The sequence below is a fragment of the Sinomonas sp. genome, from assembly GCF_036848755.1.
Taxonomy (GTDB): domain Bacteria; phylum Actinomycetota; class Actinomycetes; order Actinomycetales; family Micrococcaceae; genus Sinomonas.
Genome location: NZ_DAIUJO010000056.1, coordinates 1 through 24973 on the forward strand (window position 1 = coordinate 1; position 24973 = coordinate 24973).

Annotated in this window: 24 protein-coding genes, 3 tRNA genes, 1 other RNA gene and 1 pseudogene; 12 read left to right on the forward strand and 17 right to left on the reverse strand. The window is 67.3% G+C overall.

The features are described from left to right. A partial coding sequence (locus V7053_RS10610; RefSeq protein WP_443022605.1) for a Gfo/Idh/MocA family protein occupies positions 1 to 555 on the reverse strand: 555 nt, incomplete at its 3' end. Between the two features lie 210 nt (positions 556 to 765). Between V7053_RS10610 and V7053_RS10615 the strand changes: the two genes are divergently transcribed. Next, the gene (locus V7053_RS10615; RefSeq protein ID WP_334172254.1) at positions 766 to 1854 is read left to right on the forward strand and encodes a LacI family DNA-binding transcriptional regulator; all 1089 of its coding nucleotides are present in this window, start codon (positions 766 to 768) and stop codon (positions 1852 to 1854) included. A 16-nt stretch (positions 1855 to 1870) separates the two neighbouring features. Here the strand turns inward: V7053_RS10615 and V7053_RS10620 are convergent, their stop codons facing one another. The 3 genes from V7053_RS10620 to mptB (V7053_RS10630) all read right to left on the reverse strand — a co-directional run bounded on the left by V7053_RS10620 (position 1871) and on the right by mptB (V7053_RS10630) (position 4366). Then, complete coding sequence (locus V7053_RS10620) at positions 1871 to 2470, reverse strand: single-stranded DNA-binding protein (protein ID WP_334172255.1); 600 nt, start codon at positions 2468 to 2470, stop codon at positions 1871 to 1873. A 261-nt stretch (positions 2471 to 2731) separates the two neighbouring features. Beyond that, a tRNA-Arg gene (locus V7053_RS10625) sits at positions 2732 to 2804 on the reverse strand. Positions 2805 to 2833: 29 nt separating this feature from the next. Continuing rightward, on the reverse strand, positions 2834 to 4366 hold the full coding sequence (mptB, locus tag V7053_RS10630) for a polyprenol phosphomannose-dependent alpha 1,6 mannosyltransferase MptB (RefSeq protein ID WP_334172256.1): 1533 nt from the start codon (positions 4364 to 4366) through the stop codon (positions 2834 to 2836). A gap of 171 nt (positions 4367 to 4537) precedes the next feature. Here mptB (V7053_RS10630) and V7053_RS10635 point away from each other — a divergent pair, with 171 nt between their 5' ends. Continuing rightward, positions 4538 to 5899, forward strand: coding sequence for a glycosyltransferase family 87 protein (locus tag V7053_RS10635; RefSeq protein ID WP_334172257.1), 1362 nt, complete (start codon positions 4538 to 4540; stop codon positions 5897 to 5899). Here V7053_RS10635 and mptB (V7053_RS10640) read toward each other — a convergent pair. After that, positions 5879 to 7438: a polyprenol phosphomannose-dependent alpha 1,6 mannosyltransferase MptB gene (gene mptB, locus V7053_RS10640; protein ID WP_334172258.1), complete on the reverse strand. Its 1560-nt coding sequence runs from the start codon at positions 7436 to 7438 to the stop codon at positions 5879 to 5881. The two genes, V7053_RS10635 and mptB (V7053_RS10640), sit on opposite strands and share 21 nt — an antisense overlap. Positions 7439 to 7532: 94 nt before the next feature. On the opposite strand from mptB (V7053_RS10640), the gene orn reads away from it, so the two are divergent. From orn to def, 3 genes are all read left to right on the forward strand, one after another. After that, positions 7533 to 8180 (forward strand): oligoribonuclease, encoded by a 648-nt coding sequence (gene orn, locus V7053_RS10645; protein ID WP_334172259.1) that lies wholly within the window; start codon positions 7533 to 7535, stop codon positions 8178 to 8180. A gap of 141 nt (positions 8181 to 8321) precedes the next feature. After that, positions 8322 to 8394 (forward strand) — tRNA-His (locus tag V7053_RS10650). A 94-nt stretch (positions 8395 to 8488) separates the two neighbouring features. Next, positions 8489 to 9061 carry a peptide deformylase gene (def, locus tag V7053_RS10655; protein WP_334172260.1) on the forward strand — a complete coding sequence of 191 codons (573 nt, stop codon included), beginning with the start codon at positions 8489 to 8491 and terminating at the stop codon, positions 9059 to 9061. Positions 9062 to 9144: 83 nt separating this feature from the next. Here def and V7053_RS10660 read toward each other — a convergent pair whose 3' ends face one another. The 3 genes from V7053_RS10660 to rnpB form a co-directional block, all read right to left on the reverse strand. Then, on the reverse strand, positions 9145 to 9345 hold the full coding sequence (locus V7053_RS10660; RefSeq protein ID WP_334172261.1) for a hypothetical protein: 201 nt from the start codon (positions 9343 to 9345) through the stop codon (positions 9145 to 9147). Between the two features lie 41 nt (positions 9346 to 9386). Continuing rightward, the gene (locus V7053_RS10665) at positions 9387 to 10883 is read right to left on the reverse strand and encodes a glyceraldehyde-3-phosphate dehydrogenase (RefSeq protein WP_334172262.1); all 1497 of its coding nucleotides are present in this window, start codon (positions 10881 to 10883) and stop codon (positions 9387 to 9389) included. A 216-nt stretch (positions 10884 to 11099) separates the two neighbouring features. Beyond that, positions 11100 to 11504: RNase P RNA component class A (gene rnpB, locus V7053_RS10670), an RNA gene on the reverse strand. 59 nt (positions 11505 to 11563) lie between these two features. Between rnpB and V7053_RS10675 the strand changes: the two genes are divergently transcribed. Continuing rightward, on the forward strand, positions 11564 to 12328 hold the full coding sequence (locus tag V7053_RS10675; protein WP_334172263.1) for a YaaA family protein: 765 nt from the start codon (positions 11564 to 11566) through the stop codon (positions 12326 to 12328). Here V7053_RS10675 and V7053_RS10680 read toward each other — a convergent pair whose 3' ends face one another. Together V7053_RS10680 and V7053_RS10685 are read right to left on the reverse strand one after the other, a co-directional pair. Beyond that, the gene (locus tag V7053_RS10680; RefSeq protein WP_334172264.1) at positions 12329 to 13063 is read right to left on the reverse strand and encodes a zinc ribbon domain-containing protein; all 735 of its coding nucleotides are present in this window, start codon (positions 13061 to 13063) and stop codon (positions 12329 to 12331) included. 44 nt (positions 13064 to 13107) lie between these two features. Continuing rightward, the gene (locus tag V7053_RS10685) at positions 13108 to 14121 is read right to left on the reverse strand and encodes a Nif3-like dinuclear metal center hexameric protein (RefSeq protein WP_334172265.1); all 1014 of its coding nucleotides are present in this window, start codon (positions 14119 to 14121) and stop codon (positions 13108 to 13110) included. A 96-nt stretch (positions 14122 to 14217) separates the two neighbouring features. Between V7053_RS10685 and msrA the strand changes: the two genes are divergently transcribed. The 4 genes from msrA (at position 14218) to V7053_RS10705 (ending at position 18169) form a co-directional block, all read left to right on the forward strand. After that, positions 14218 to 14742, forward strand: coding sequence for a peptide-methionine (S)-S-oxide reductase MsrA (gene msrA, locus V7053_RS10690; protein ID WP_334172266.1), 525 nt, complete (start codon positions 14218 to 14220; stop codon positions 14740 to 14742). Between the two features lie 89 nt (positions 14743 to 14831). Then, positions 14832 to 15764, forward strand: a complete 933-nt coding sequence (gene cysK / locus V7053_RS10695; protein WP_334172267.1) for a cysteine synthase A — start codon at positions 14832 to 14834, stop codon at positions 15762 to 15764. 47 nt (positions 15765 to 15811) lie between these two features. Next, positions 15812 to 16390: a serine O-acetyltransferase EpsC gene (gene epsC / locus V7053_RS10700; protein WP_334172275.1), complete on the forward strand. Its 579-nt coding sequence runs from the start codon at positions 15812 to 15814 to the stop codon at positions 16388 to 16390. Positions 16391 to 16561: 171 nt separating this feature from the next. Beyond that, the gene (locus V7053_RS10705) at positions 16562 to 18169 is read left to right on the forward strand and encodes a purple acid phosphatase family protein (RefSeq protein WP_334172268.1); all 1608 of its coding nucleotides are present in this window, start codon (positions 16562 to 16564) and stop codon (positions 18167 to 18169) included. A 98-nt stretch (positions 18170 to 18267) separates the two neighbouring features. Here the strand turns inward: V7053_RS10705 and gndA are convergent, their stop codons facing one another. Together gndA and V7053_RS10715 are read right to left on the reverse strand one after the other, a co-directional pair. After that, a complete protein-coding gene (gene gndA / locus V7053_RS10710) occupies positions 18268 to 19707 on the reverse strand; it encodes an NADP-dependent phosphogluconate dehydrogenase (protein WP_334172269.1) in 1440 nt (479 codons plus the stop codon). A gap of 192 nt (positions 19708 to 19899) precedes the next feature. Further along, entirely contained in the window at positions 19900 to 20670 is a 771-nt protein-coding gene (locus tag V7053_RS10715; protein WP_334172276.1) for an SDR family oxidoreductase, read from the reverse strand. 104 nt (positions 20671 to 20774) lie between these two features. On the opposite strand from V7053_RS10715, the gene V7053_RS10720 reads away from it, so the two are divergent. Beyond that, entirely contained in the window at positions 20775 to 21872 is a 1098-nt protein-coding gene (locus tag V7053_RS10720) for a D-2-hydroxyacid dehydrogenase (RefSeq protein ID WP_334172270.1), read from the forward strand. 26 nt (positions 21873 to 21898) lie between these two features. On the opposite strand, the gene V7053_RS10725 is transcribed toward V7053_RS10720, so the two are convergent. The 5 genes from V7053_RS10725 to V7053_RS10745 form a co-directional block, all read right to left on the reverse strand. Beyond that, positions 21899 to 22729, reverse strand: coding sequence for an IclR family transcriptional regulator (locus V7053_RS10725; protein ID WP_334172271.1), 831 nt, complete (start codon positions 22727 to 22729; stop codon positions 21899 to 21901). A 194-nt stretch (positions 22730 to 22923) separates the two neighbouring features. Beyond that, positions 22924 to 23199 carry a hypothetical protein gene (locus tag V7053_RS10730; protein WP_334172272.1) on the reverse strand — a complete coding sequence of 92 codons (276 nt, stop codon included), beginning with the start codon at positions 23197 to 23199 and terminating at the stop codon, positions 22924 to 22926. 46 nt (positions 23200 to 23245) lie between these two features. Then, positions 23246 to 23321, reverse strand: a tRNA-Val gene (locus V7053_RS10735). Positions 23322 to 23351: 30 nt separating this feature from the next. Beyond that, a complete protein-coding gene (locus V7053_RS10740) occupies positions 23352 to 23834 on the reverse strand; it encodes a peroxiredoxin (protein WP_334172273.1) in 483 nt (160 codons plus the stop codon). Next, positions 23831 to 24244, reverse strand: a complete 414-nt coding sequence (locus tag V7053_RS10745; protein ID WP_443022604.1) for a DUF3052 domain-containing protein — start codon at positions 24242 to 24244, stop codon at positions 23831 to 23833. Before V7053_RS10745 ends, V7053_RS10740 begins: the two co-directional genes overlap by 4 nt. 317 nt (positions 24245 to 24561) lie before the next feature. On the opposite strand from V7053_RS10745, the pseudogene V7053_RS10750 reads away from it, so the two are divergent. Continuing rightward, positions 24562 to 24973 (forward strand): annotated as a pseudogene (locus V7053_RS10750) (pyruvate dehydrogenase (acetyl-transferring), homodimeric type); the annotation flags it as partial.

Here is a 24973-nt window from a genome sequence, read left to right on the forward strand (position 1 = left end):
GCCGCCGTCTTCTTTGCGGTAGTTCCACGGACGCTGCGCCGGCTGGACTTCGCCTTCGAAGACCCAGTAGCCGAATTCCCCCCGGATCGACAGGATCCGGCCGAAGAATCCCTCGTCAACCAGGCGCCGCAGCTTGACGAGGCCCGGCAGGTAGAGCTTGTCGTGGACGACCCCTGCGGTGACCCCACTCTCTCGACCAATCCGGGCGAGTTCGATTGCTTCGTCGAGGGTTTCCGCCGTCGGCTTCTCGGTGAACACGTGCTTTCCTGCCCGCATGGCCCTGCGGAGCGTCTCAGCCCGCAGGCTCGTCATCGAAGCATCGAAGACGATGTCGACGCTGGGGTCCGCGATGAGGGCATCAAGGTCGGTCGACCACTCCGACACCTTGTGCAGCTCTGCAAGCTCGCGGAGCTTCGTCTCGTTCCGTCCCACCAGGATCGGCTCGATGAGGACGCGTGAGCCGTCCTCGAGAAGCAACCCGCCGGCGTCCCGGATGGGCAGGATGGATCGCAGCAGGTGCTGCCGGTAGCCCATCCGGCCGGTGATGCCGTTCATGGCGATTCGAAGTGTTCTCGTCTGGGTGGCCACTGCCGCCTCCTTGCGTGTGCCCCAACGGATCGGGAGCGTGTCAGGCGCCTGCATCCCGGCGGGAAAGCGCATTCCGTGGTTCAAGTCTGCGACACACCTCCCGGGATTGGCAAGCGCGTTCCCCTCTTCGGTTTCCCGATGCCATAATCTGGGCCAAAGCCTGAAGGGGGAGACCTAATGCCTGCGGTGACTCTCAGCGAGGTGGCACGAGCTGCGGGGGTATCCCCCGCTACCGCGTCCCGCGTCCTCAACGGATCGAGCCGGACGCCGGGGGCGGACATCGCCGAGCGCGTCAAGGCGGCCGCGGCGTCGCTCGGGTACATCCCGAACGCCCAGGCACAGGCTCTGGCGCGTTCGAGCTCCGGCCTCCTCGGTCTGATCGTCCACGACATCGCCGATCCCTACTTCTCATCCATCGCTCGGGGAGTACAGTCCGCCGCCCGGGAGCTCAACAAGATCCTTCTGCTGACCAGCACCGAAGGCACCCCGGCCGAGGAACGCCTTGCCGTCGAGGCCTTCACGTCCCGGCGTGCCGACGCCATCGTCCTGGCAGGCAGCCGCTCGACCCGCCCCGAGGACGAACTGGCCAATTCCGCCCTCCTCCGCGAGGCGCACCGCTATCTGGCCAACGGTGGCCGGCTTGTGCTCGTCGGCCACGACCTCGTCGATCCCTCTCGGACCGAAAAGGGCAGCCCGAGCGATGCAGCGCACCCCTCGGGCGGCAGCGCCCCCGTGCTCGTCGAGATTCCAAACGAGTCGCTGGCTTACGAGCTCGCTCGGACCCTAGGCGGCCAGGGCCATTCCCGGTTCATCATCGTCGCTGGTCCCGAGGGCCTCATGACCTCAGACCTGCGCGTGGCAGGGTTCCAGCAAGGACTTGCCGAGCAGGGGCTCGATCCTGCCGATGTGCTCCGTGCCGCCTTCAACCGGGACGGGGGCTTCGACGCTGGCCTCGAGCTCGAGCACACCGTTCGCCAAGCTAAGGACAGCGGGAACGCGTGCTGCATCTTCGCTGTCAACGACCGGATGGCCATGGGCATCGTGGCCGCGCTCCGCCGCCGCGGTCTCGGAGCACCGGCGGACTACGCCGTGGCCGGCTTCGACGACATCAACACCCTCGAAGACTTCATCCCGGGCTTGACGACGGTTCGCCTGCCGCTCGAGGAAATCGGCCGGAGCGCCGCCGAGGCCGCCTTGACCGGCGCCGATCCCGCACCTGCATCGGGGCGCGTCGTCCTGAGGGAGAGCACCGCCCGGACGGCCTGAGGTCAGACCCGCAAGCTCACGCGCTCAGGAGATCGCTCGTCAGGGCTGGCTCATCTCGTCGCTGGGCACCTTCGGGCCTGCCGAGAACTGAAAGCGAGCCGGCGTCGTCCACCGCATCCCTGCTGCCCGAATCAGTCGACGCAACGCTAGTGCCGTCGTCGTGCCCCGCCTCCCCAGACATCTCGCCCGTTTCCAGGTCCACGACGCCGATGCCCTCGACCGCGACCCGAGCACCGCCCAGCTCTTGCCGTTGCCCTTCCTGAGGGTTGCGGGCAAACTTCGCGGAGCCCCAGGAGAGGTCGTGGCCCACCGAGTCCGCTTCCACCTCGGCGGAATGAAAGATGCGGCCGTCCTTCTCCCATTGCTTGAGCCGCAGCTTCCCCACAACGATCACGCGATGACCCTTCTTGAGGCTCCCGCACATGTTGCTGGCGAGCTGCCTGAAGCCAACGACGGTGAACCAGTTCGTGTGGCCATCGATCCACGCGCTGGCCTCGCGATCGTAGCGTCGCTCGGTGACCGCGAGTCTGAAGTTCGAGACGATGTCGCCGCCGTTGGTCGTGTTGGTCCTCGGGTCCGTCGCAACGAATCCCCGAATCGTGATCATGTCGCTCATCGCCCATCCTTGTCTCATTGGAATCCGGTTCCGCTCTCGCGGTACAACCAGCGTCTGGCATAGGCGGGAGGAGTCCTCGGGGATCGTCTCCAGATGTGGACGACACGCCGTCACGACGTCTGTGGAGATCCATTGAAGGGAGATCCACTGAAGGACGGAGGGGATGGCTGGCCTCGAATGCAGGACACCCCCGGTCCGGAGACCGGGGGTGTCGCGTGCCCGGGAGCCGCGTAGGCGAACGTCCCGAGCCAGTCACAGACGCGCCCCAGGAGGGAGTCGAACCCCCGACCAGAGGATTAGAAGGCCCCTGCTCTATCCGCTGAGCTACTGGGGCGGGCGCAGCGCGCTGCATGCGAGCACAGTCTATCGCGCGGCCGGTGCCCGTTTGAGTGGAGCCAGCCGCGTGAAGAGGCTCCGTGTCTTCCAGTCCCAGAACATCATGTACGCGACGAAGATGACGCTCAGCACGATCGCCACCGCGCGGATGGCAACGAGCGGGATCCAATCGAAGACGTCCAACTGGTCCGTGAGCGCTATGACGGTGAAGAACACGGTCGCGAAGTAGTAGGCCCGCAGATACCACCCCTCGGCCACCCCCGCGAGCGCGAAGAACGCCGCAAGCCACGTGACGTACCAGGGCTGGATGGCGGCCGCTGTGACGACGACGGCGGTCAGGGCGAGCGCCATCCGAAGGACAATCCTGTCGTAACTCCCCCGGAACACGTACCAGAGGGCAACGATCATGCCGAGGCCGCGCCCGATGCCCTTGATGACCTCGCCGACGACGTCCCCGGGGCCGTTCACGTACTGGACGAGAGTCGCTGCTGTGATTGAAAGGAGTCCGAAGGGTGCGTACCAGGTCCAGATGGTGCCGGACGTCGTCATGGCGGGGAGCCACCCGAACCAGAAGCCCGTCAGCGCCCCCTCGAGCGTCAGGATTCCCCCTGAGATGAGCAGCGTCAGGGCCCAGCAAGAGATCTTCCGCCCCCACCCAGCCTGCCGCCCCGCCCAGATGAGGCCGATGAACGGCAGCGCGATGAGGGTGATCGGCTTGATGCCGATCGACAGGGTCACCGTGACGACTCCGAGGACAGGACGCCCGCGCACGGTGGCGAGGAGCCCCAGCAGGACGAGGCCGAGCATGAGGGAGTCGTTGTGGATGCTGGCGACGAAATTGATGACGAACAGCGGGTTCGCGACGGTCAGCCAGAGCGTTCTCGCCGTCTGGAGACCGTAGTGGCGCGCGAGGCCGATAACGGCTACGGCGCAGAGGGCAACCCCGAGGGCTGCGACAATCCTGAACAGCGCGATGGCGATCTCGAGGTTTCCCCCGCTGATCCATACGATGCCCTGCTCGATCCACAGGAACAGCGGCCCGTACGGCGTCGGGGCCTCCGTCCACAGCGAGTCGGGGCCGAGGTTGTGGTAGTTGTTCAGCGCGGAGATTCCGTTGACGTACGGGTTGAGCCCGGCGATCATGAGGCGCCCTTGCCCGATGTACGCATACACGTCCCGGCTGAAGAGCGGGAAGGTCAGCATGAGAGGCGCGCACCATAGGGCCGCTATGCGGCACAGCGCTGCCGGATGAACGAAACTCCAGTCCCCTACCCGTTGGCCCAGGCGCAGCCACGACCGGACGAGGAACAGTCCACCGAATGTGACCAGCACCGTGCATGAGACGACAAGAAACGGGTTGTCGCGGAGGAAGATGAAGAAGGGAACGCGGATGAGCGAGGAGCCGCTCGCCATCCACCCGACGCCGAGCCCTCCGGCCATCATGCACAGCGAAGCGATGAAGCCCTGCCACACGGCCAGGCTTCCCCGGCCGGGGAGCCCTGCGATGGTCCGGGCGCTAGGCGCAGTGCTCGCGCTGCGGCCCGCCGAAGGCTGAGGCATCGGAGTCCCTACTGTTTAATCAAGGAGCCGAGCGGTCCGCCGCGCCTGAGCGCCGCCTCGGGGCGCCAGTTCGGCGCGCCACCCGCTCAGGATGACATCCTCACGATGCTATCAGCAGCAGCCGTCAGAGCTGGCTCGAGGGGCCCGCTGATAGACTGGCGGGCGGCCGCCATGACCGTCTGCGGCCGTCATGACGCCCAGGAGAGCACCATTTCCATCGAGACGCCCCGCCCTGCGAACCTCAGCCCGTGGAACGACCGGCTCCGCCTGCTGAAGCGCCTGCTGTTCTCGCCCCGTGGCCTACTGGTCGGCTACCTCTTGGTGCACCTGGGTTTCCTCGGCTACTTCCTCGTCTTTGTCTTCCAGGGGCAGGCCTTCAGCGACACCAATATCTACCGTGACTGGGCCGCATCCGGGTTCCCCCAGAACGTCCAGCCCTCCCCTTGGGTGTACCCCTTCGCTGGCCTCCTGCCGATCTGGATCTCAGGTCTCTTCGGTCCGGGTCCGTTCCTCCTCGTCTGGGTCATCCTCGTCTCAATCCTCGACGGGGTTGCACTCGGGATCCTGAGCGGTTGGGGCAAGAAGCCGGAAGGCGTCCGGGCGGCGTGGTGGTGGCTCGTGTTCATCGCGCTCCTGGGCAACCTCGGATTCGCGCGTGTTGACGGCGTCACGGCCCCGATCGTGCTCATGGGGCTGAGCCTCGGCGTCGCAAGCCCGTTCGCGGCCACGGCGATCCTGGCCTTTGCAACCTGGATGAAGGTGTGGCCCGCCGCCGCGCTCGTGCCGCTCTTCGCCGTCGTCCGCGACCGCTGGAAGATCGTGGCCGGCGGAGCGGCAGTGACCGCACTCGTAGCCCTCGTCGCCGGGGCCCTCGGCGTGACGTCGCACCTCCTCGACTTCCTGACGACGCAGGGTTCCCGTGGGATGCAGCTCGAAGCGACATTCACGACGCCGTGGCTGTGGATGTCCGTGCTCCATATCGGCGGGGCGCGGATGTACATGAACACGGAAATCAACTCCATGCAGGTCGACGGCCCAGGGAGCACAGTGGCGTCCGCCCTCATGCAGCCGCTGTTCGTGGTCATCGCGCTCGCCGTGGCGGCAGTGATCTTCTGGGCCCTGCACGAGGGCAAGAAGCGCGGTCACGAGGACCGCTCGGAGCTCCTGCTCGCCGGGGCCCTGACGATGGTGTGCGCCTTCATCGTCTTCAACAAGGTCGGCTCACCCCAGTTCATGGTCTGGCTGGGCCCGGTCGTCGCACTGGGCCTCGCCCAGGACCGCCGCCGGTGGCGGGTCCCGGCGATCCTTCTGATCGCGATCGGGGCAGCAACCTACTTCATCTACCCGCTGTTCTATGACGCCCTCAGCCACAACAATCCGTGGATGGCCATGGTGCTCACGCTGCGCAACCTGATGCTGGTCGTGCTCTTCGTGTGGTCGGGCATCCGTCTGGTCCGGCTCGGCCGCCGCGGCGCGCCCGCGGTGGACCAGGAGCTGCGCGCAGGCAGTGGGTCAGGAGCTTCGGGCCGCTAGGTCGTGGCGCCTCACGGCCCGTTCGAAGACGAGCCGACGCGTCTTCGGGTCAAGCAGCACAAGGTACCCGAGGAAGACCAATGCCACGAGGCCCGCGAGGGACTCGGGGGCAAGCGGCGTGTTGACGAAGCTGAAGACGTAGAGCTGGTCCTGCGCCCCGAAGACGACGAAGAAGACCACGGTCAGGTACCAGAGCTTGATCTCCCAGTTGTCCCTGATGCCCGTCACGGCCAGGAACGGGATGAACCACAGCACGTACCAAGGCTGGATGATGGGCCCGAGCACCACGATCGACATGAAGGCCATCCCCAGGCGCCTGACCACCTTCCGGTCGTCGCCTCGGAGGATGAACCAGACCGCCAGCCCGATGCCGACCCACTTGACCACGGTGCGGAACCCGTCAGCAATTGACCCGCCGTCGAGCCCCACAATGGTCGTCAGCGTGTCGACGATACTGCTTGCGAAACCCGAGGGCGTGTACGAGATGAACCCGGGTGTGGGATCGACAATCGCGTTGACCCAACCGAATCCGAGACCGTAGACCGGCGCGCTCGCAGCGAAGATCGCGAGGCTGATGAGCCCCGTCCCGGCCCAGCAGGCCAGACGCCGGAGCCACGTCGCGCCAGGGCCGGCCCAGAGGAGCCCGATGAACGGAAGGACGACGGCGGTGATCGGCTTGATGCCGATCGAGACGGTCGTGAGCACGATCCCCGCGAGCCAATTTCCCCGGGCCGCGTAGTAGACGCCGGCGACCGCGAAGCCGATCATGAGCGCCTCGTTGTGCGCACTCGCGATGCAGCTGATGAGGAAGAGCGGGTTGGCGACCGTCAGCCAGACGGCACGGGCACCGTCCACGCCATGGAGCTCAGCCAGCCGATAGCCGTAGTAGGCGCACAGGGCCACGCCGCCGAGCGCGAGCACGCGGAAGAGCAGCACGGATGAGTCGGGCTGCCCTGCGGTCAGCTGGACTACCCAGCGCTCGAGCCAGAGGAAGTACGGCCCGTACGGAGTCCGCGTGGTGGCCCAGGAAGGGTCGGTGCCCAGCTCGAGCCAGTTGTTGAGTGACGAAATCCCGGTGCTGTAGGGGTTCATTCCCGCCGCCATGAGCCTGCCCTGCCCCACGTACGCGTAGACGTCACGGGAGTAGATCGGCACCGCGACGACAAGCGGGAGCCCCCACAGGGCGATCGCGAGCCCTACTGGTCGGATCGTGCCCGGACCCCAGTAGCGCAAGCGCTGGCCGAGCCGCAGCCACGAACGGGTGAGCAGCATCGCACCCAAGGCCAGGGCGAGGATGCAGCTCGTGACACCCCACGTTTCCGTCCGCAGGGGGATGAGCAGTGGATTTCGGGTGAGCGGGGACACGTCCGCGAAGCGGCCCACGCCGAACGATCCGTAGACCATGAGCAGCGATCCCGCGAAGCCCTGGCCGATGGCCCAATGGGGAGGCTGGTTCACTCCGACCGGGGGAAGGGCCGTCCAGAGCGACTTCAACCACTCGAGAATCCTCCCGAGAAAGCCAAAGCGCATCGTGGACATAGGTCACCCTTCGATCAGAGCCGGGAGAGAGCCCCAGTTTAGCATCGGGCTCTCCCTGAGCGCCGTCGATGAGGCGCTCGGGTACATTGGCAGGGTGTCAAATCATGCTGAACGCATCGTCTGGATCGACTGCGAGATGACCGGGCTCGACATCGCCCGCGACGCCCTCATTGAGGTGGCCGTGCTCGTGACCGACTCGGAGCTCAACGTCCTCGGTGACGGGGTCGACGTCGTCATCCGGCCTTCCGACGAAGCGCTCGCCGGCATGAACGACTTCGTCCGCCAGATGCACACGACGTCCAAGCTGCTTGAGGAGCTCCCGCACGGCCTCACGCTCGAGGCGGCCGAGGCCGAGGTCATGGCGTACATCCGCCAATGGGTCCCGGAGCCCAACAAAGCCCAGCTCGGCGGGAACTCCGTGGGCACCGACCGCATGTTCCTCGCACGGGACATGCCGCGCGTCGTCCAGCACCTCCACTACCGCATCATCGACGTCTCGACCATCAAGGAGCTCGCCCGGCGCTGGTACCCGCGCGCTTACTTCCAGGCCCCGGCGAAGACCGGCGGGCACCGCGCCCTCGGAGACATCCGCGATTCGATCGACGAGCTCCGCTATTACCGGGAGGCCGTGTTCGTGCCCCCACCCGGGCCCGACTCGGCGACTGCCCGAAGCATCGCCGAGCGCATCTCCGAAGGAGCATCGGAAGCGACGGGATCTGAGGACACCACCACTAGCGTGTGACCTGAACCTCACTTCGCGAAAAAGTCATGGGAAGCCCCTCGAAGTGGCGAAAGCATCGATGAACAGCAGGTAGACTAGTTGTCGTTGCCGGCGCGGCAGGCAAGGGACGTTGGTTCTTTTCCTATGCGCTGGTTACGCGTGGTGGGTATAGCTCAGTCGGCAGAGCGTCTGGTTGTGGTCCAGAAGGTCGCGGGTTCGACCCCCGTTACTCACCCTGACAGCGGGCACTGCCCGCGCAAGAGGCCGCACGGTTCACCGTGCGGCCTCTTGCATTGGCCCGCACCCGTCCGGCAGACCAGGAGCCACCTATGACTGTCCACCCCGTGACCATCTGGGGCGAGCCCGTCCTGCACCGGAGGGCGGCGGAAGTGACCGAGTTCGACGACGAACTGCGGGCCCTCATCGATGACATGCACGAGACGAACGACGCCGCAAACGGCGTGGGTCTCGCGGCCCCCCAGATCGGGGTGGGACTTCGGATCTTCGTCTACAAATACAAGAACGACGACGGCGCCCCGCCCCGCGGCGTCGTCGTCAACCCGCGCCTGACCCTCACCAAGGTTCCCGGGACGGCTCCCGACCCCGAGGAGGACGAGGAGGGCTGCCTCTCCTTCCCGGGCGAGTCCTACCCGCTCAAGCGCGCGGACTGGGCGCACGTCGAAGGCTTCGACGGCGACGGCAAGCCCGTGGACTTCATCGCCACGGGGTGGTTCGCGCGCGTCATGCAGCACGAGTACGACCACCTCGACGGCAAGCTCTACATCGACAAGCTCGTCGACAGGTACGCCCGCAAGGCGAAGAAGGCAGCCAAGAAGCATGGCTGGGGCGTCCCCGGCCTGACGTGGATGCCGGGAGTCGACCCCGACCCGTTCGGCCACTGACACCGTGGCCACGCCGGTTCGGAGCCCGAGAGACCGGAAGGCACCAGCACGGGGGTGCTGGTGCCTTCCGTTCGATGGGGTGACTACTGTTCCTTCGTCACCCTTGCCAGATCCTCCTCGGCGGTTCGCAACAGCTCTTCGAGCTGGGCCACCCGCTCGGGGCTCACATCGCCTGTCTCGAGCCTCGCCTTGGCGTGCTCCAGCAGGCGTCGTGCCTGCTTGGCGTTCTCCTTGGCCACGTCGAGTGCGTGTTCGAGGGTGCTCTCGTGCTCAGTCGCTTCCATAGGTGCATCTTGCCCCGGCTCACTGGGTGAATCCAGTGACGTCACCGAGTTGTTGCCAAGAGCTCTTGAGGTGCCCGGCTGGCTGCCTGCGCCGGGAACGACGGCGCGTGGACGCCTGCCATCTCCTCGAGCACCCGCACGACCTGGCAGCTGTAGCCGAACTCGTTGTCGTACCACACGTACAGCACGAGGTTCTTCCCGTTGCTGATGGTCGCGAGCCCGTCGACGATCCCGGCCCGACGCGAACCGACGAAGTCGGTCGAGACGACCTCCGGCGACGCGATGTAGTCGATCTGCTTGCGCAGATCCGAGTGCAGCGAGACGTCACGGAGGTAGGCGTTGACCTCGTCCTTCGTGGTCTCGTGCTCAAGGGTCAGGTTGAGGATCGCCATCGAGACGTCGGGCGTGGGAACGCGGATCGCATTCCCGGTGAGCTTGCCTGCGAGCTCGGGGAGGGCCTTTGCCACTGCCTTCGCCGCGCCGGTCTCCGTGAGCACCATGTTGAGCGCAGCGGAGCGTCCGCGGCGGTCGCCCTTGTGGAAGTTGTCGGTGAGATTCTGGTCGTTGGTGAACGAGTGCACCGTCTCGACGTGCCCATGGACCACGCCGTATCTGTCGTTGACGGCCTTGAGGACCGGCGTGATCGCGTTGGTCGTGCAGGATGCCGCGGTGACGATCCGATCCGTCTCGCTGATGTCCTCGTGGTTGATGCCGTGGACGATGTTGGGCAGACCGCCCTTGCCCGGTGCCGTCAGGAGCACGCGCGCGACGCCCTTGCTCTCGAGGTGCTGGGAGAGGCCGGCCTCGTCGCGCCACCTGCCGGTGTTGTCGACAACGATCGCGTTGTCGATCCCGTACGCGGTGTAGTCGACTGTTGCGGGGTTGTCCGAGTAGATGACCTGGATGAGAGTCCCGTTGGCGAGGATCGTGTTGTTCTCCTCGTCGACAGTGAGGGTGCCTTCAAAGGGTCCGTGGACGGAGTCGCGGCGGAGCAGGCTCGCGCGCTTGACCAGGTCCTTGTCGGAGCCCTTGCGGACGACGATCGCCCGCAGGCGCAGCCCGTGCCCTCCACCTGCGTGCTCGATGAGAATGCGCGCGACCAGGCGGCCGATCCGACCGAAGCCGTAGAGGACGACGTCGGTGCTCGGCCGGGGGTCGGCACCGCGCTGGCCCACGATGGGCGCCAGCTCCTCGCGGAGGAACACCTCTAGCGAGCGGCCCGCACCCTCCGAACGGAACTTCTCGTTGAGGCGCGCGAGGTCGACCGACGCAGCCCCCAGCTGGAGGGAATCGAGCACCCTCAGGATGGGAAGCGTCTCCTCGAGGTCGAGTTCCTCGCTGTCGATCTGCCGCGCCCAGCGGTGGAGCTTGAGCAGGCTGACAACGGACTGGTTGATAAGGCTCCGGCCGTGGACCGAGGTCACCACGTTGTTCTCGCGGTACAGGCGCCCGATCAGGGGGATCATCTCTTCTGCCGCGGCCTCTCGGCCGATCCACGTGTTGAGGTCGGCGTCCATCTTCCGGGCGGTCTCCGTCATGCTCACACAGGTGCCTTTCTCTGCGGTCTTGCGCACTCCATCGTGCGCGGCCGGGGCCTGGTGCCGGCGCCCGACATGAAGAAAGCCGACTGACTGCGATCGCAGAGCCGGCTCCTGAACTTCTACGTTCACTCCAAATTCTACGGGCCGTACCACCGGGGAAGGCCCGGGAAGCCCTGTGAAGTCACTCACAGACTCTCATTTCGGCCCAATGCGAGGACAGGCCGGCCTGTGAGCCGGGTTCTGTCACCACGCCCGGTTGCCCAGGCATGGGAGGCGATCATCCATCTAGGACCGCCGTTGCCGGCGGCCTCGAGCGGCCTACCCGGACGCTCGGGCGGGCAGCCCTCGAACGCGCCCTGTCTGGCCTTGCTCCGGGTGGGGTTTACCGAGCCTCCCCGGTCACCCGAGGAGCTGGTGGTCTCTTACACCGCCGTTTCACCCTTACCGTCGCGGCCCGCGTCAGCGATGCGGACCGCGCCGGCGGTCTCTTCTCTGTGGCACTGGCCTGCGGGTTTCCCCGAGTGGGCGTTACCCACCACCCTGCCCTGTGGAGCCCGGACTTTCCTCGCGACGCTCTCCCCGGAGGAAGAAGCATCCCGCGATCGCCCGGCCGACCTGACCTCGCCCGAACATTGTACGGGCAATGTCTTCCAAGGGACCCCCGGTAGGATTCCGGGGTGCTCATCCTCCTGCCGCCCTCCGAGGGCAAGACCCCTGCGCCCGGCGGCGCCGCCGTCGACCTCTCCGCGCTGAGCTTCCCGTCCCTCGAGGTGCCCCGCAAGCAGGTCATGGCGAGCCTTGCGGAGGTGAGCGGGCGGGACGACGCGCTGGAAGCGCTCGGAGTAGGCGCGTCGCTTGCGGACGACGTCGAACGCAACCGGCGGCTCCATGCCGAACCGGCGGCTCCCGCGCACCAGGTGTATTCAGGGGTGCTCTACGAGGCGCTCGGCTACGCCTCCCTCTCGCCGGCCCAGCGCCGGAAGGCCGACGCCTCGATCGTCGTCGTCTCGGCGCTGTGGGGCGCCGTCGGCTTCGCGGACCTCGTCCCCGCCTACCGGCTCTCGATGTCGACGGCGCTCCCCGGCCTGGGGCGGCTCGCATCGTTCTGGAAGCCGCTCCTCGCCGGAGCCCTCGAAGAGCGCGCCTCGCACGGCCTCGTCATCGACTGCCGCTCGAGCACGTATGCAGCCGCCTACGCTCCCCCGGCTGCCCGCACGGTGACGGTTGACGTCTTCACGGAGCGGAACGGAAAGCGGACGGTCGTGAGCCACTTCGCCAAGCATCACCGGGGCGAGTTCGTGCGGCATCTGATCACCCGCAAGGGCCGTGCTCCCGGGACGCCCCAAGCGCTGCTGACGGCCGCGCGCGAACGCTGGACCGCAGAGCTCCGCGAAGGCGCAGGCAGGAAGCCGGCCTCGCTCGCCCTCATCCTCGAGGGGTAGTCAGCTCCACTCAGGCGAGCGGACGAGAATGCAGCCGGAGTCGGGGCAGAAGACGACATCGTCCTCGGCGGCCCCGCGAATCGCTGCGAGGTCGCCCGGGCTGAGTGACATGCCCGAGCCCTCCGACGTGCCATGGAACAGGCGCGCGGCCCCGACCCCGCGTTTCGCGAGGGTCTTCTCGTACACCTCCACGAGCGCGGGCTCGATGGCGCCCGCGACCTCGGACCGTTCGGCGGCGACGTGCGCCCGCTCCTGCGCCACGGCGGCGAGCTGGGCGTCGAGCTCGCTCCGGAGGGCGGCGCTTGCCGCCTGCGCCTGGGCCAGCTCAGCAGCCGCGGCAGCCTGCCGCTCCCGCAGCCCGTCGAGCCGCTCGAGGACCTCGAGCTCGGCGTCCTCGAGGTCCGAGCGCCGCGCGGAGAGCCCCTCGATGTCATGTTGGAGCGCCTGGAGATCCTTCGAAAGGCCCCCCGCATAGAGCCGTGCCTCATCCTTCTCGATCCGGGCGCTGACCTGCTCGACGTTCTGTTCGACCTTGACGAGCTCGGCCTGTGCTTCCTCGACGGCGAGGTCCGCCTCGCGCGCTGCCCGGGAGGCAGCGGCCAGTTGCTCCGCCGTCGGCGCAAGCCGCGGGTCGGCGTCGAGCGCCTGCCTGCGCAAGTCCAAGGAGTGGAGCTTCGCATCGAGCGCCTGGAGGTCGAGCAGCTTGAGCTGTTCTGCGGCGGGGGCCTTGGGCATAGTTCCTCCTAGCGGGTCCGAGCGTGACGCCCGTGGCTGCGACTCTATCCCTCGCCCGGCGTGAGGATGAAGTCCCACGGGTCGGTATTGACGGTGGACACCCGGATGTCGATCACGTGCCCCTGATCATGGAGCACGTTGTCGAGGGCCTGGGCTGCGGCGGGCAGCCACAGCCACTCACTCGCGAAATGGCTCACGTCGATGAGGTAGGGCCGGCCGTCCGGGCTCGACTCGCGTGCCTCCGAAGCTGGATGGTGCCGCAGGTCTGCCGTCACGTAGACGTCGGCGCCGGCGGCCCGGACGCTCTCGAAGAGGCTGTCCCCCGCGCCGCCGCACAGTGCGACACGGCGCACGAGCCCGTCGCGGTCCCCCGAGACGCGGACGCCGCCAGCAACCGTCGGGAGGATTCCGAAGAGGGTGCCGGCGAAGTCGGCGAGGCTCGTGAGTTCCGGAAGCTCACCCACTCGGCCGATGCCCTCCTCAGGGAGACCGTTCTCCGCCTTCGTGAGGGGCTCGACGTTCTCGAGCCCGAGGGCGTCGGCGAGCACGTCGGACACGCCGCCGACGGCGCTGTCCCCGTTCGTGTGGACCGTGAGAAGGGCTGTGCCGGACTCGATGAGTCGATGCACGGCGCGTCCCTTGGGCGTGTTCGCGGCGACGGAGTTGACGCCGCGCAGCAGCAGCGGATGGTGGGTGATCAGGAGGTCGGCCCCCCACGTCACGGCCTCTTCGATCACCTCGAGGACGGGGTCCACAGCGAACAGGACTTTCGTGACCTCCTGCGAGGGATGCCCCGTCACGAGGCCGACGGCGTCCCACCCCTCAGCGAGCGACTCGGGCCAGAGCTCCTCGACGGCGAGCAGCACCTGGGCGAGCGTTGCTGCGGAAGCCGGCGACTCGGCGTCGTCCGCGGCCTCCGCCGGTGCGGCCTCCGCAGCCGGGGCCTGGTCAGTCTGCGCCTGCTCGGCGGGCGCCTCCTCAGTCAGGGTCTCCTCGGCCCCCTCCTGTGGAGCCTTCCCGGGACGTCCGTCGTCCGTCACCGCGCCTTCCGCTGGCATCTCAGATCCAGTGCTCTGTCCCGTTCCGCTCTCCTCAGCCACTAGGCCCGGTCCTCTCTCGGGAATCTTCCGCTCGTCCCGGACATTGTAGGCAGCATGAAGACCTTCATTCTGGGCGGCGGATGCTTCTGGTGCCTCGACGCCGTCTACCAGAAGACGCGTGGCGTGACGTCGGTTGTCTCGGGCTACACGGGCGGCGCCCTGCCGAATCCCGACTACTACAGCGTGTGCAGCGGGATGACCGGGCATGCGGAGGTGGTGGCCGTGACGTTCGACGAAGCGGTCATTCCAGCCGAAACCCTCCTCGACATGTTCTTCGCGATGCACGACCCGACGACGCCCAACCGGCAGGGCTATGACGTAGGCACGCAGTACCGCTCCTCGATGTTCTATGTGGACGATGAGGAAAAGGTCCTCTTCGAGGAGGCGATCGAACGGAATCAGCCGCTGTGGGACCGTCCGATCGTCACAGAGGTCACGCGCGCGAGCACGTTCTACCCCGCCGAGGAATTCCATCAGGACTACTACGCCAAGAACCCGAACGCGGGCTACTGCCACGTGATCATCAATCCCAAACTCGCCAAGGCCCGGAAATATTACTCGGCGTGGCTTGACGCCTAGCTCTCATTTGAGGGCATGGCTAGGCTGAGCGCGGCCAGCCCCACGCGCTGCCGGGATTGAACGCGCCCCGAATCGACAAGAAGGAACCCATGCGCATCTACGATGACGTCACCCAGCTGGTCGGCAACACGCCCCTCGTCCGGCTCAACCGCCTCACGGAGGGCCTGGGCGCGGACGTCGCGGTCAAGCTCGAGTTCTACAACCCCGCCAACAGCGTCAAGGACCGCATCGGCGTCGCCATCGTCGATGCGGCCGAGAAGTCCGGTGCGCTCAAGCCCGGCGGCACGATCGTCGAAGGCACCTCGGGCAACACGGGCATCGCGCTCGCGCTCGTGGGCGCTGCGCGCGGCTACAAGGTCATCCTCACGATGCCCGAGACGATGTCGACCGAGCGTCGCGTCCTGCTCCGCGCCTACGGCGCCGAGATCATCTTGACCCCAGGCTCCGAGGGGATGCGGGGCGCGGTCGAGAAGGCCCAGGAGATCGTCGCGAACACCGAGAACTCGATCTGGGCTCAGCAGTTCGCGAACCCCGCCAACCCCGCGATCCACCGGGCGACCACGGGCGAGGAGGTCTGGAACGACACCGACGGCAAGGTGGACATCTTCGTCGGCGGAATCGGCACGGGCGGCACGATCACGGGCGCGGGCCAACTCCTCAAGGAGCGCAAGCCCGGTCTCCAAGTCGTGGCCGTCGAGCCGAAGGACTCGGCCATCCTCAACGGCGGCGCCCCTGGACCGCACAAGATCCAGGGCCTCGGCGCGAACTTCGTGCCCGAGGTGCTCGACACGAACGTCTACGACGAGGTCCTCGACGCGACGCTTGAGGACTCCGTGGCGACGGCCCGCGCCCTGGCTACCCAGGAAGGCATTCTGGGCGGCATCTCCTCCGGTGCCGCCGTGTGGGGCGCTCTCGAACTCGCTAAGCGCCCTGAGAACGCCGGCAAGCTCATCGTCGTCGTTGTCCCCGACTTCGGCGAGCGATACATCTCGACCGTCCTCTTCGACGACATCCGCGGCTGAAGTCGCCCCTTTCGGCGGGCTGCGGTAGAAAGAAGCCTGTGTCTCTGATCAAACGCACCTTCGCGCGGCTTCGGGAGGACCTCGAGTCTGCCCGCGCCCACGACCCCGCAGCCCGCGGAAACGTCGAGAACTTCCTCGCCTATTCGGGGCTTCACGCCATCTGGATCCATCGCCTCACACACCAGATGTGGCAGAAGCCCGAACTGCGCTTTCCTGCGCGCCTCATCTCCCAGGCCGGGAGGTTCCTGACCGGCATCGAGATCCACCCCGGCGCGACCATCGGCCGTCGATTCTTCATCGATCACGGCATGGGGGTCGTGATCGGAGAGACGTCAGAGATCGGCGACGACGTCATGATCTACCACGGGGTGACCCTTGGTGGCCGCTCGCTCGCCAAAGTCAAGCGGCATCCCACGATCGGCGACGGCGTCACGATCGGGGCGGGCGCCAAGGTGCTCGGGCCGATCACCATCGGCCGCGGCAGCGCCGTGGGGGCCAACGCGGTGGTGGTGAAGGACGCTCCCCCGAACTCGATCGTGACCGGTATCCCGGCGACGTGGCGCCACAGGGACGCAGTCAAGGAGACCAAGCCAGCGGTCGATCCGGCGGAGTACTACTACATCTGACGGGTCGGGTGTATCCGCCGGATCGGGTGAATTCGCCGGGTCGGGCGTACCCGCCGGGTCAGGTGTATCCGCCGGGTCGGGTGAATTCGACGGGTCAGGCTTCGCCGGGCATGCACGCCCCGTTTACCCGGGGTTCGCCAGCTCGCGGACTGGGGCAGAGATGCTCGCCCCATGACCACGACGCCTCCTGAAAACTCCGCTGTCTCCCGTCGTCGACTCCTCATCGGAGCAGGCCTGGCGGCGGCTGCCGGCTCGGCCGCGATCGCAGCCCCGGCGAACGCTGCCCCGGGTACGCCCCAAAGTTCGAGCAGGGACCTTCCCGGCTCCCTGTCAGCCTCCGACGCCGTCTCGGTTCCCACGGTCGATGGCCTCCACCTCCAGTTCGGCGCCGATGCGTCGAGCGTGATCGTGGTCTCCTGGCACACGCTGCAGCCGGTCACCGATGCTCGCGTGCTCCTCGGCGACGGGCACGGCAACTTCAACGCGGCCGTCCCCGCAGTCACCAAGAGCTACGTCGATGCCAAGTCGGGACGCACCGTCTACACGCACCACTCGACCCTCACAGGGCTCCAGCCCTCTACCGGCTACCTCTACGCCGCCGTGCACGCCGGCTCCACGCCGGAGTTCGGAACGTTCACCACGGGTCCGCGGGGCCGGTCACGCGTGACCTTCACGAGCTTCGGCGACCAGGGCACGCCGACCCTCGGCAAGCAGCAGTCTGGAAGCACCACGTGGGTCAACGACAATCTCGGCTCGCCCGCCGCGGGCGATACAACCGGTGGAGTCGAGCGGGTTCAGCCCATGTTCCACCTGTTCAACGGTGACCTGTGCTACGCGAACCTCGCCACGGACCGCATCCGCACGTGGTGGGACTTCTGGGCCAACAACTCCCGCAGCGCGCGCAACCGCCCGTGGATGCCGTCGGCCGGCAACCACGAGAACGAGCTCGGGAACGGGTCCATCGGCTACGCCGCCTATCAGACGTACTTCACGGTTCCCGAGGCCGGTGGCCAGACGGACGTGACGCGCGGGCTGTGGTACAGCTTCACGGTCGGCGCCGTCCGCGTCATCTCGCTCGCCAACGACGACATCTGCTATCAGGACGGCGGGAACTCCTACGTCCGCGGGTACTCCAAGGGTGCCCAGAAGGCATGGCTCGAGGGCGAGCTCAAGGCGGCCCGGGCGAGCCGGGACGTCGACTGGATCGTCGTGTGCATGCACCAGGTCGCGATCAGCACCGCGAACAACTTCAACGGCGCCGACCTCGGCGTCCGGCAGGAATGGGTTCCGCTGTTCGACCAGTACGGGGTAGACCTCGTGGTGTGCGGCCACGAGCACCACTACGAGCGTTCGCACCCGATCCGGGGCCAGCAGCCGAACCAGACCCTCACGCCCATCCCAGCCGCCACCGACACCCAGACCGTGGATACGACGCAGGGCACCGTCCACATGGTCCTCGGCGGGGGCGGGACCTCGGTGCCGTCGAACCAGCTCCTCTTCACGCCGCCCGAGTGCCGCGTGATCGTCTCCGTTTCGGCCCTGCCCGACCCGAACACCGGGCACCGGGCACCGGTCTACGTCCATGAGCAAGCGCCGTGGTCCGCGGTGCGGGACGCGGCCAAGGCCTACGGTTTCGGCGCCTTCGAGGTGGATCCGGGCCTGCCCGGCGGGGAGACCACCATGAAGGTCACGTATTACAACGTGACCGGCGTCGGCGGTGGCCTCGAGGCGTTCGAGACCTTCACGCTCCGTCGGCCGCGCTCGGACGCGCGCCCCTGACGAGTCGCCCCTGACGAGTCCGTCAGAGCCTCGAGCAACGGACGACGGCGCCGCCCACCTCTCGGTGAGCGGCGCCGTCGTCCGTGTGCTGGGGAAGCTCAGTGCGTGTCGACCGCCGAGACCTCCGAGCGGTCCTCGCCCCACAGGGTGTGGAAGGTGCCCTCGGTGTCCACCCGCTGGTAGGTGTGGGCTCCGAAGAGGTCGCGCTGGCCTTGGATGACGGCGGCCGGAAGGCGCTTGCGGCGCAGGCCATCGTAGTACGCGAGCGACGAGGAGAAGACGGGCACGGGAATGCCGAGCTGCACAGCGGTCGCGACCACGCGGCGCCACGCCGGAACGGCATCCCCGACAGACTTCACGAAGGCGGGCGCGAACAGCAGGTTCGCGGGCTTCTCGTCGCCCTTGTATGCCTCCATGATGTCCTTGAGAAGCTCGGCGCGGATGATGCAGCCTGCGCGCCAGAGCGACGCGATCTCGTCGAGCTTGAGATCCCAGCCGTACTCCTTGGCGGCGCTTGAGAGCATGTCGAGCCCCTGGGCGTAGCTCACGAGCTTCGAGGCGTAGAGCGCCTGGCGCACGTCCTCCACAAAGTTCTCGGGGAGGCTCACGTCGCCCTCGTGGCCCGCGAGCGTCTCCTGGGCGATCTCACGCTGCGTCCGCTGCGAGGAGATGCCGCGGGCGAACACGGACTCCGCGATCCCCGAGACCGGGGAGCCGAGGTCGAGGGCGGACTGGACCGTCCAACGGCCTGTGCCCTTCTGCCCCGCCGCGTCCACGACCACGTCGACGAACGGCTTGCCCGTCCTCGCGTCAACATGGCGGAGCACCTCGGCCGTGATCTCGATGAGGAACGAGGAGAGATCGCCCTTGTTCCACTCGTCGAAGATCGCGGCCTGATCTGCGGGCTCGATGCCCGCGCCAGCCCGGAGGAGGTCGTACGCCTCGCCGATCACCTGCATGTCGGCGTACTCGATGCCGTTGTGCACCATCTTGACGAAGTGACCCGCGCCGTCGGTGCCGATCCACGCGCAGCACGGGCTGCCGTCGTCGGCCTTCGCCGCAATCTTCTCGAGCAGCGGGCCGAGCGCCTCGTACGACTCCTTCGAGCCGCCCGGCATGATGGACGGGCCGTTGAGCGCGCCCTCCTCGCCGCCGGAGACGCCCACGCCCACGAAGTGGAGGCCCTTTTCCGCGAGCGCAGCCTCGCGGCGGCGCGTGTCCTCATAGTGGGAGTTTCCGGCGTCGATCACGATGTCGCCCTCCTCGAGGAGCGGCACGAGCTGGTCGATGACCGCGTCCACCGGCGCCCCGGCCTTGACCATGATGAGCACACGGCGAGGCTTCTCGAGCGAGTCGACGAGTTCCCGGAGGGACTCCGTCCGGACGAAGTCGCCCTCGTCGCCGTGCTTGGCGAGCAGGGCGTCGGTCTTCTCGACGGAGCGGTTGTGCAACGCGACGGTGTAACCGTTGCGTGCGAGGTTGCGGGCGAGGTTCGCGCCCATCACCGCGAGTCCGGTGACGCCGATCTGTGCAGACAATGTACTCTCCGTTTCTCGGGCCGAGCCCGCGTTGCTGCGCGGGGTGCGGCCGCAGCCAGTGCCGCAGCCTACGCTAGTAGACCGCGCGCCGCGGCGGGGTTTCTTAACAGCCTATTTCGGCAGACCTAACTTCTCGTCCCAGTTGCCACCATTGCCAGCGGACCCTTGCACACCGCGCGGCGGCGGCGGACGTCACACGACGACAGTCATCCCCCCGTCGACGAAGATCGTCTGGCCGTTGACGAAGTCCGACGCCGACGAGGCGAGCCACACGACGGGGCCTGCCACGTCGTCGACCGTTCCCCAGCGGCGGGCCGGTGTCCGCCCCAGGATCCAGCCGTTGAACTCGGGATCGTCGACGAGGTTCTGGGTCATCTCGGTATGGATGTAGCCGGGGGCGATGCCGTTGATCTGGAGTCCCGAGCCGGCCCATTCGGCCGTCATGGCGCGCGTGAGATTGCGGAGACCGCCCTTCGCCGCGGTGTACGCGCCGATCGATGGCCGGGCGAGATCGGTCTGCACCGAGCAGATGTTGATGATCTTCCCGGCACCCCGAGCGGCCATGCCCCGGGCGGCCTCGCGTCCGACCAGGAACGCGCTTGTGAGGTCGGTGCGGATCACGCGGTCCCAGTCGGCTGGGTCGAGGTCGAAGAGCGGGACGCGATGCTGGATGCCCGCGTTGTTGACGAGGATGGTGAGCGGCCCCGCCTTCTCCTCGGCTTCGTGGATGCCCGCTGCCGCTCCCGCTGGATCGGTCACGTCGAATGCGACCGCATGGACGCGGTCTGCCCCGTACACAGCGGCGAACTCCTGGCGCGCCTCCTCCGTCCGCTGGGGATCACGGCCATGGATGACGAGGGTTGCGCCGGCATCGGCGAGCCCTCTGGCGAGCGCCTTGCCGATGCCCCGGCTCGATCCGGTGACGAGGGCGGTCCGGCCGGAGAGGTCGAAAGGTGAGGTCATGGTCGCGTCTCCTGGGTGTGGCTGCCGCACTTCGTTCTGAGTCATGAAGAATCTCCTCATCGCGGTTGTTCAGCATACTAGTCGCTTTTCAGTAGACTGGACGCATGAGTTCTGAGTCACTTTCCGCCAGCCCCGCCTCTCCTGTTCAGGGAGCCGAACCACTCAAGGTGGCCATTGCTGTGCCCCTCGAGGCGGAGCTCGTCGAGGCAATCCGCGCCGTCGACCCGAGCGTCACGGTCCTCTTCGAACCCGACCTCCTCCCGCCCGAGCGCTTCCCCGCAGACCATTCCGGCGATCCGGCCTTCCGGCGCTCGCGGGACGCGGAGGAGCGCTATTGGAAGCTCATGAACTCGGCAGACGTGCTGTACGGGTTTCCGAACGAGTCCGCGGCTGGGTTCGCGCGGGTGGTCGCGGAGAACCCGCGCCTGCGGTGGGTCCACGCGATGGCCGCCGGGGCTGGCGGAGCCGTCAAGGCAAGTGGGGTCTCGACGGCGGATCTCGAGCGCGTCATGGTCACCACCTCTGCCGGTGTACATGCGCTCCCGCTCGCCGAATTTGCCCTTATGGGAATCCTCAACGGTCTCAAGAGGACCGCCGAGCTCGCCGTCGATCAGCGCGCGAAGCGCTGGCCCGAGCTCCGCACCCCGACGCGCCTCGCCGCGGGCTCTCACGTCGTCATCGCTGGCCTCGGCGAGATCGGCCTCGAGACCGCACGGCTCGCCCGCGCCCTGGGCATGACCGTGAGCGGCACGAAGCGAAACGCCGAGCCGATCGAGGGCATCCGCGAGGTGGCCACGGCGGACCGGCTTCCCGAACTCGCCGCGCACGCGGATGCAGTCGTCAACACGCTTCCCGGGACGCCCTTCACTGAGCGGCTCATCGGCCGCGAAGTGTTCGCGGCCCTGCGGCCGGGGACGATCCTCGTCAACGTGGGGCGCGGCACCGTGGTCGACGAGGACGCCCTCCTAGATGCCCTCGAGGATGGGACGGTCGGCTACGCGTGCCTCGACGTCTTCGCCGTGGAGCCCCTGCCCGCGGGTTCTCCGCTCTGGGACCACCCGAACGTTCTCGTCTCGCCCCACACCTCGGCGCTCAGCGTCGCCGAGAACCGCCTCATCGCCGAGCGCTTCGCAGAGAACCTGCGCAAGTTCCTCGCGGGTGCCCCGCTCCCCCACCGCGTAGACCCGGTTCACTTCTACTGACGGCCGGGGCGGCCCATGCGCCCCGATCAGCGCATGGGCCACTGCCCCATCGGATTCCCCAATGCTTGAGCGAGTTCCTTCAGCTCCGAGACCATCGTCTTCTTCTGCTCCTCCGTGAACGTCGCCTTGAGTGCCGTCACGCTGACGCCCAGATTCGGCCCGTGGGCGCCTCGGGTGGGAACAGGGACGCCCAGGCAGACCACCCCGAGGGTGGACTCCTCGTCCTCGAAGGCGAAGCCCTCCTGCCTGATCCGGCGGAGTTCTTCCTTGAACTGCCTGCCGCTGCTGATCGAATGCGGCGTGAGAACGGGAAGCTCCGCGTCGTCGGGGTACATCTCCTCCCAGTCTCGTTCGTGGAGGCGAGCGACGAGCGCCTTGCCGACCGCGCACAGCGACGCCGGCATCTTGTCCCCGATCGTCGACGTGAGCCGCACCGCCGGGTGGCCTTCATAGCGGGCCAGATAGATGACGTGGTCGCCTTCGAGCAGGGCGACACGCACCGTCTCGCGGGACAGGGCGGGCGACCGCCCGCAGAATTCGTAGAACTCGCGGATCTCGTCGCGACGGCTCAGATAGGACGCTCCGAGTTCGACGAGCTTGCGGCCCAGCGAGAACTCGCTTCCCGCCCGCACCACGAGGCCGGCATCCTCGAGGGCCTGGAGAATGTTCGACGTCGACGACTTGGGGATTCCGAGTTCGCGCGCAAGGTCGCTCAGGGTTGCTCGGCCCGACGCCGACGCCCCCAGCACATCCAGGACGGCCGCGGCGCGGGTGACGGCGGGAGCGGGCGACGACGACGCCTCGCCCCGCTCGCGCTCAGACTCTGCCGCCGAGTCTGATGGTCGGATCGGTCCCACGTCGCTCCTCACGTCGGCGGGTCCGCCCGCCCTTCTGTCCAAAATACTGAACACAGCACATTCTAGTGAGAACCCACGCAGCCCGGCCTGATTTGCCTCTTCACAAGAAGTTCACCTAGCATTCACACAGAGCCTCCCACCGCGGCATCCCCCAATGGCTGCGGCGGGAGGCTCTTTCCATGCCCGCGCCTCTCTCAGCTCACGCGATCACGCAGGCTCCACCCGCCCGTGGCGTCGCGGACAAGTTCGAAGGTCGTGAGGCCGCGCCCGCGCTGCCCGGGCAGCGCCTGCACCTGCCAGACCTCGACGTCCACGCGGCCCAGGCCGCGCGGGACACCGCGCTTGCCTTCCCACCACGGCACGCGCTCGAACCAGCGAACAGGCTCTGCAGCGATACGCCAATCCAGGCTTCCGCGAATGAACGACCGGGGCTCGCCGTCGACGGTCGTGCGCACGAGAACTTTCTCCATAACCCGGAGGCTATGGGGCCGCCCCGACATTTCAACGCGGGGGCTGTGGTGGGTCCTACCGGGATCGAACCGATGACATCCACGGTGTAAGCGTGGCGCTCTACCAGCTGAGCTAAAGACCCTTGCCCGGCACGGGCCGGCGCTGGACTACTCTACCGGATATCGGCCAGAGCAGCCGAATACGCGTCGACGTCCCGCGCCTCGCCAGCCGGATTGACCGTGCGGAATCTCAGAATCCCCTCGCGGTCGAGGATGAAGGAGCCCCGGCGGGCCATCCCGTTCGCCTCGTCGAACACGCCGTACCGCCTGGCAACATCACCGTGCGGCCAGAAGTCGGCCAGGAGATCGAAGCCATATCCTTCAGCCTCGGCGAAGGCCCTCAGTGCGAACTTGCTGTCGACCGACACGGCCAGAACCCGGGCGGAGGCTCCCGCGAAGACGTCCCACCGGTCGCGGATCTGGGCGAGTTCGCTGGTGCAGATCCTGGAGAAGGCAAACGGATAGAAGACGATCACGACAGGCGAACCCCGCAAGGCCGAGAGCCGTACTGGTTCGCCGAACTGGTTGGGGAGTTCGAAGTCGGGAGCCGGGCTTCCGATCCCGAGGGCCTTTGGCTCGCCCTGCAGGAAGGTCACTTCTTGCGCGCGAGCCGCGTTGCGTGCCAATCCTTCGAGACGCCAGCGGTGGAGGTCGAGTGCAGGCCGGCCGTAGGCGCAGCTTCCTGCACCTCTGCCGGAGGGACGTAGCCCTCACGTCCCTGCTTGGGCGTCAGGAGCCAGATGACTCCATGATCCTCGAGCGTCGTCTGGGCGTCGACCAGCATGTCCACGAGGTCTCCGTCGCCGTCGCGCCACCAGACGACCACAGCATCGACCACGTCATGCTCATCCTCGTCGAGGAGTTCGGATCCCACCGTGTCTTCGATGGCGGCTCTGAGGTCGAAGTCGACGTCCTCGTCGTAGCCGAACTCCTGGATCAGGTCTCCGTCCTTGAAACCCAATCGCCCCGCCACGTTGCTTCCCGCGGCGGTGTCGGTCTCGCCCACGTTCTTCCTCCTTGCAGTGTTCATGTGCATCCGCGCCAATTCCCGGCCCTGAGTACTGGATACCACGCCCGGTCAGCACGCGGAATGTACCTATAAGCCAACACCGTTTGGCGCGTAGCATCAAGCGCACGCGCTGCGCGTGCCCAGCCGACCCGACTAGAGTGACAGAGAGCGCGCCGCTGCTCTAGCTGGGGAACCCGGCTGCCTAGAGGGGCGCCCACACGAAAACGGGCCTGCACGTAGGGCCCAGCGACGATATCGCCCGACGTCCGGCAGCCACCAGCTCCGGGCCAACGGGCTCGAAGAGAGGTTTGGACGTGTCTGTAGGAGAGGAAACCTCGCACATCCTCAGCGGCCTGACGAATCAGCTGCCGGACCGCGACCCCGAAGAGACCGCCGAATGGATCGAGTCTCTCGACGCCCTGATTGAAGAACAGGGCACCGAGCGCGCGCAGTACATCATGCGCAGCCTTCTGCAGCGGGCGGGTGCCCAGAGTGTCGGCGTCCCGATGGTGACCACGACGGACTTCGTCAACACGATCCCCGCGGATCAGGAGGCCGAGTTCCCCGGCAACGAGGAGTACGAGCGGCGTTACCGTGCGTGGATGCGCTGGAACGCTGCGATCATGGTGCACCGTGCGCAGCGGCCGGGCATCGGGGTCGGCGGTCACATTTCGACCTACGCGGGCGCCGCGACGCTCTACGAGGTCGGCTTCAACCACTTCTTCC